This window comes from Streptomyces sp. DvalAA-14, assembly GCF_900091855.1.
Lineage (GTDB): Bacteria > Actinomycetota > Actinomycetes > Streptomycetales > Streptomycetaceae > Actinacidiphila.
The window spans coordinates 1-5,504 of sequence record NZ_FMCH01000659.1; the positions used below are offsets into that span (position 1 = coordinate 1).

A 5,504-nucleotide genomic window follows, 5' to 3' on the forward strand; every position below is an offset into this window, starting at 1 on the left:
CACCAGGGGTTGGCTGTAGATTTCATTCATCGACACGCATGGTGGTTGATGGATTCACCCCCGCACAACCCGACGCACCACTCCTGACGAGACGAGTCGTCATGATCACCGCCCTGATCCGCTCCGCCCTCCCCGCGATGTCCGGCTCGCTGCGCAAGGTCGGCGAACTGGTGCTCGCCGACCCCGCCGCCGCCACCCACGGCTCCGCCGCCGAGCTGGGCCGGCGCACCGGCACCTCGCAGGCCACTGTCACCCGCTTCTGCCGCGCGCTGGGCCTGGACTCCTACCAGCAGCTGCTGATCGAGCTGGCCCAGGAACAGGGCCGCGCCGAGGCCGCCGAGGCGCCGAGCGCCGCGCTGGGCCCGCGGATCGGCCCGCAGGACGATCTGGAGCATGTCATCGGCGTAGTCGCGGAAGCCGATCTGCGGGCCTTGCGGCACACCGCCGACCAGCTCGACCGGGAAGCACTGGAGCGGGCCGCACACGCCCTCGCCGGGGCCCGCCGGATCGATGTCTACGGCGTCGGCGGCTCCGGGATCGTCGCCCACGAGACCCAGGCCCGGCTCTTCGGCATCGGCTGCGCCGCCCACGCCTGGACCGAGGTGCACGCCGCGGAGACCTCCGCGGCCCTGCTGACGCCCTCCGACGCGGTGGTCGCGGTGTCCCACACCGGCAGCACCCGGGAAGTCCTGGAGCCGCTGCGGCTGGCCGCCGACCGGGGCGCCACCACGGTGGCCGTCACCGGTGATCCGCGCTCACCGATCGCCCAGGCCGCCGACATACGCCTGACGTCCTTCTCCGGCGAGACCAGCTTCCGGCGGGGCAACTTCGGCACCCGCCACTCGGTGCTGCTGATCGTCGACTGCCTGTACGCGAGAGTCGCCCAGCTCACCTACGAGCGGGCGACCGCTTCCCTCGCCCTGACGGCGCACATCGGCGACGGCCACGCCGTCCGCCCGCGCCGCCGCGGCTGACCGGTCGAACCCGCCGGGCCGACAGAGGCGGCCGGATCGGACCGGACCGGTCAGATCTCCCCGCGCAGCTTGGCCAGCGCCTCGGCCAGGATCGCCTCGCCGTCGGCCGCCGAGCGGCGCTCCCGCACGTAGGCGAGGTGCGTCTTGTACGGCTCGGTGCGCGGCGGCGCCGGCGGGTTCTCCTCGTCCTGCCCGGCCGGGAATCCGCAGCGGGGGCAGTCCCAGGTCTCCGGGATCTGCGCGTCGCTGGCGAAGCTCGGCTGGGTCTCGTGCCCGTTGGAGCACCAGAAGGAGATGCGCAGCCGCGGCGCGGACTCGCCGCGCTCGGCCTCTCCCATCGGCCCCGCACCGACCCGACTGCCACGGATCGCGTTGCCACTTGCCACGGTCGTAACTCCCTGCGTGATGGTGCTGCGAGGTCGCCCTGCATTCGGAGACCGATTCACCCGCGCCTGGCGGGAAAGGGCACGGTATCCCAAGACGCGGTTCCATGATAAGTCGCGTCCGCGACGGTGCGTCAGTTATCCCTGGATGGGCCGGAATCGAACACCGGGCGCGGCCCGTTCACCTCGCCCGCGGCCCCGCGCACCCGGTGAACGTACCGCGCCGGCGGCTCACTTCTGGAACTTCATCACCAGGCCGAGCGTGACGATGCACGCGAACCACAGCAGGGCGATCACCACGGTGATGCGGTCGAGGTTGCGCTCGGCCACCGAGGAACCGCCGACCGAGGACTGCATGCCGCCGCCGAACATGTCCGACAGGCCGCCGCCCTTCCCCTTGTGCATCAGCACGAGCAGCAGAAGCAGCAGGCTGAAGATGATGAGGGCGATGGAGAACCCGATGACCACGGCTGGACCAACTCTCTCGACTACATGACGGCACTGGTTGACTACGGCACGGGGCCGGAGGGTGCGGGGCCGGGACGGTGCGAGCGCACCGGCACGGCCCCGCCAGGGTACTTCACAGTTCCCCGGAGTTCACCGGTCCCGGCGGCTCACTGATCCCGGAAGCGGACGATCCTGACGAACTCCTCGGCGTCCAGTGCCGCGCCGCCCACCAGGGCACCGTCCACATCGGGCTGGGCCATGATGGCGGCCACATTGCCCGCCTTGACCGAGCCGCCGTACTGGATCCGCAGCCCGTCCGCCAGCGCCTGGTCGTAGAGCTCGGCGATACGGCCGCGGATCGCCGAGCAGACCTCCTGGGCGTCCGCCGGGGTGGCGACCTCGCCGGTGCCGATGGCCCAGACCGGCTCGTAGGCCACGACCAGGGTGGCGGCCTGCTCGGCGGGGATGTCCTTCAGGGCGCCGTCGAGCTGCGCGAGGGTGTGCGGGACCTGGCGGCCGGCCTTGCGGATGTCCAGGCCCTCGCCGACGCACAGGATCGGGGTGAGGTCGTGCCGGAAGGCGGCCTTGATCTTGGCGTTGACCACCGGCTCGTCCTCGCCGTGGTACTGGCGGCGCTCGGAGTGCCCAACGACCACGAAGGTGCACTTCAGCTTGGCGAGCATGCCGCCGGAGATCTCGCCGGTGTAGGCGCCGGCGTCGTGCTGGGACAGGTCCTGGGCGCCGTACTTGATCCTCAGCTTGTCGCCGTCCACCAGGGTCTGCACCGAGCGCAGGTCGGTGTAGGGCGGCAGGACGGCGACCTCGACCGCGTCGTAGTCCTTGTCGGTGAGGGCGAAGGCGAGCTTCTGGACCTGGGCGATGGCCTCCAGGTGGTTGAGGTTCATCTTCCAGTTGCCCGCCATCAGCGGGGTGCGGGCGGCCTTCCCGGCCGGCTGCTCGATCTGATCGGTCATGGTGGTTCAGCCCTCCAGGGCGGCGAGGCCGGGCAGCGTCTTGCCTTCGAGGTACTCCAGGCTCGCGCCGCCTCCGGTGGAAATATGGCCGAAAGCGTTCTCGTCGAAGCCGAGGATACGGACGGCCGCGGCCGAGTCGCCGCCGCCGACCACGCTGAAGGCCGAGCTGTCGACCAGTGCCTGGGCGACCGCGCGGGTCCCGTCGGCGAAGTCGGGGTGCTCGAAGACGCCCATCGGGCCGTTCCAGAAGATGGTCGCCGCGTCGGCCAGCTTGGCGGCGAACAGCTTGCGGGACTCCGGGCCGATGTCCAGGCCCAGCACGTCGGCCGGGATGGCGTCCACCGGCGCGGTGACCGGGGAGGCGGGGGCCTTCGTCTTCAGGTCGGGGAACTCGGTGGCGCCGATGATGTCCACCGGCAGCACGAACTCCACGCCCTTGGCCTCGGCCCGCTGCAGGTACTCGGTGACGACCGGGATCTGGTCCTCCTGCAGCAGGCTCTTGCCGACCTCGTAGCCCTGCGCCTTGAGGAAGGTGAAGACCATGCCGCCGCCGACCAGGATCCGGTCGGCCTTCTCCAGCAGGTGGTCGATGACGCCGAGCTTGTCGGAGACCTTGGAGCCGCCGAGCACCACCGCGTAGGGGCGGGCCACGTCCTCGGTGAGCTTCTTGAGCACGCCGACCTCGGTGGCGATCAGGCCGCCGGCCGCGTGCGGCAGCCGGCCCGGGAGGTCGTAGACGGAGGCGTGCTTGCGGTGCACCGCGCCGAAGCCGTCGCCCACGTAGCTGTCGGCGAGCTCGGCGAGCCGGTCGGCGAACGCGCCGCGCTCGGCATCGTCCTTGCTGGTCTCGCCGGCGTTGAAGCGCAGATTCTCCAGCAGCGCGATCTGGCCGTCGGCCAGGTCCCGCACGGTGGCGCGGGCGCTGTCGCCCACGGTGTCGGCGGCGAACGCCACCTGCCGGTCGCCGCCCAGCAGCTCACCGAGCCGCGCGGCCACCGGGGCCAGGGAGAACTTCGGGTCGGGCTCGCCCTTGGGGCGGCCCAGGTGCGAGGCGACGATCACCTTGGCGCCGGCGTCGGCCAGCTTGGTGATGGTCGGGACGGCGGCGCGGATCCGGCCGTCGTCGGTGATGCGCTCGCCGTCGAGCGGGACATTGAGGTCGGCGCGGACGAACACGCGCTTGCCCGCGACGTGCCCCTCGGCGATCAGGTCGTCGATCGTCTTCATCAGTGGGGTCTCCTGTGAGTACGGGTCTGCACCGCGATGCGGCGAGCGGCCGGACCGGCCCCGGAGCCGGCCGGCGGTCATGCGAACAGGGCCCGGACAGCGCGTCGCCGCGCTGGTCCGGACCCTGTCTCTCACATCGCTGTGCGGTGGCTGATGCGGTGGTTACGCGGTCAGAGCTGGCTGCCGACGAAGACCGTGAGGTCCACCAGACGGTTGGAGTAGCCCCACTCGTTGTCGTACCAGCCGATGACCTTGACGGTCTTGCCGCCCTGGACCATGGTCAGCAGCGAGTCGAAGGTGCAGGACACCGGCGAGTTGACGATGTCCGAGGAGACGATCGGGTCCTCGGTGTACTCCAGCAGACCCTTGAGCTGGCCCTGCGAGGCCTTCAGGAACGCCTCGTTGACCTCGTCCTTGGTCACCTCGCGCTCCAGGTCGACCACCAGGTCGGTGACCGAGCCGGTCGGGACCGGGACGCGCATGGCCATGCCGTCGAGCTTGCCGGCCAGCTCCGGGATGACCAGCGCGGTGGCCTTGGCGGCACCCGTGGTGGTCGGGATGATGTTCTCCGCGGCGGCGCGGGCGCGGCGCAGGTCCTTGTGCGGGAAGTCCAGGATGCGCTGGTCGTTGGTGTACGCGTGCACCGTCGTCATCAGGCCCTTGACGATACCGAAGTTCTCCAGCAGCACCTTCGCCATCGGCGCCACACAGTTCGTGGTGCAGGAGGCGTTGGAGATGATGTGGTGGCTGGCGGGGTCGTACTTGTCCTGGTTGACGCCCATCACGATGGTGATGTCCTCGTCGGAGGCGGGCGCCGAGATGATGACCTTCTTGGCACCGCCGGCGATGTGCTTGCCCGCGTCCTTGGCCTTGGTGAAGATGCCGGTGGACTCGATGACCACGTCGACGCCCAGCTCGCCCCACTTGATGGCGGCGGGGTCGCGCTCGGCGAGTACCTTGATGGTCTTGCCGTCGACGGTGATGGTGTCGGCGGTGCTGACCACCTCGGCCTTGAGGCGGCCCAGGATGGTGTCGTACTTCAGCAGGTGCGCTGTGGTCGCGGTGTCACCCAGGTCGTTGACAGCCACGATCTCGATGTCCGCGCCCTGCTCCAGGGCGGCGCGGAAGAAGTTACGCCCGATGCGGCCAAAGCCGTTGATGCCTACCCGGATCGTCACGAACCGATCTCCTCGCTCAGTCGCCGGAGTCCCTCTCCGGCTGCGAAATATGGGATGTCCCCGACCACTCATGACCTTACCCCGCCCCGGTGTTCCCGTTGACACCGGGCGGCTCGCGCCGAGCGGCCCCGACGGCGCCCGTCCGGGCCCCACCGGGCACCCCTCGGGAACACGGACAACCACCCCCGGCCGGTGGCCCGGACACGGCAGCAACAGCCCCACCCGACCGGCGACAACCTGCGGGCCGACCCGGGCCGAGCGCGCAGTTCCCCGCGCCCCCAAGAGGGCGCACCCCGCGCGGTCGGCGCAGCCGCCGGGCAC

6 protein-coding genes are annotated in these 5,504 nt (G+C 70.7%); 1 reads left to right on the top strand and 5 read right to left on the bottom strand.

The window, feature by feature from the left end; translation table 11 throughout:
- Positions 1–101: 101 nt before the first annotated feature.
- Entirely contained in the window at positions 102–974 is an 873-nt protein-coding gene (locus GA0115240_RS34935) for a MurR/RpiR family transcriptional regulator (protein ID WP_093743128.1), read from the top strand.
- Positions 975–1,024: 50 nt separating this feature from the next.
- On the opposite strand, the gene GA0115240_RS34940 is transcribed toward GA0115240_RS34935, so the two are convergent.
- The 5 genes from GA0115240_RS34940 to gap form a co-directional block, all read right to left on the bottom strand.
- Positions 1,025–1,360, bottom strand: coding sequence for an RNA polymerase-binding protein RbpA (locus tag GA0115240_RS34940; RefSeq protein WP_073497103.1), 336 nt, complete (start codon positions 1,358–1,360; stop codon positions 1,025–1,027).
- 228 nt (positions 1,361–1,588) lie between these two features.
- A complete protein-coding gene (gene secG, locus GA0115240_RS34945) occupies positions 1,589–1,825 on the bottom strand; it encodes a preprotein translocase subunit SecG (RefSeq protein ID WP_093743129.1) in 237 nt (78 codons plus the stop codon).
- Positions 1,826–1,971: 146 nt separating this feature from the next.
- On the bottom strand, positions 1,972–2,778 hold the full coding sequence (gene tpiA / locus GA0115240_RS34950; protein WP_093743131.1) for a triose-phosphate isomerase: 807 nt from the start codon (positions 2,776–2,778) through the stop codon (positions 1,972–1,974).
- A gap of 6 nt (positions 2,779–2,784) precedes the next feature.
- Complete coding sequence (gene pgk, locus GA0115240_RS34955; RefSeq protein ID WP_093743132.1) at positions 2,785–4,005, bottom strand: phosphoglycerate kinase; 1,221 nt, start codon at positions 4,003–4,005, stop codon at positions 2,785–2,787.
- A gap of 170 nt (positions 4,006–4,175) precedes the next feature.
- Positions 4,176–5,183, bottom strand: coding sequence for a type I glyceraldehyde-3-phosphate dehydrogenase (gene gap / locus GA0115240_RS34960; protein WP_093743133.1), 1,008 nt, complete (start codon positions 5,181–5,183; stop codon positions 4,176–4,178).
- Positions 5,184–5,504: the final 321 nt, after the last annotated feature.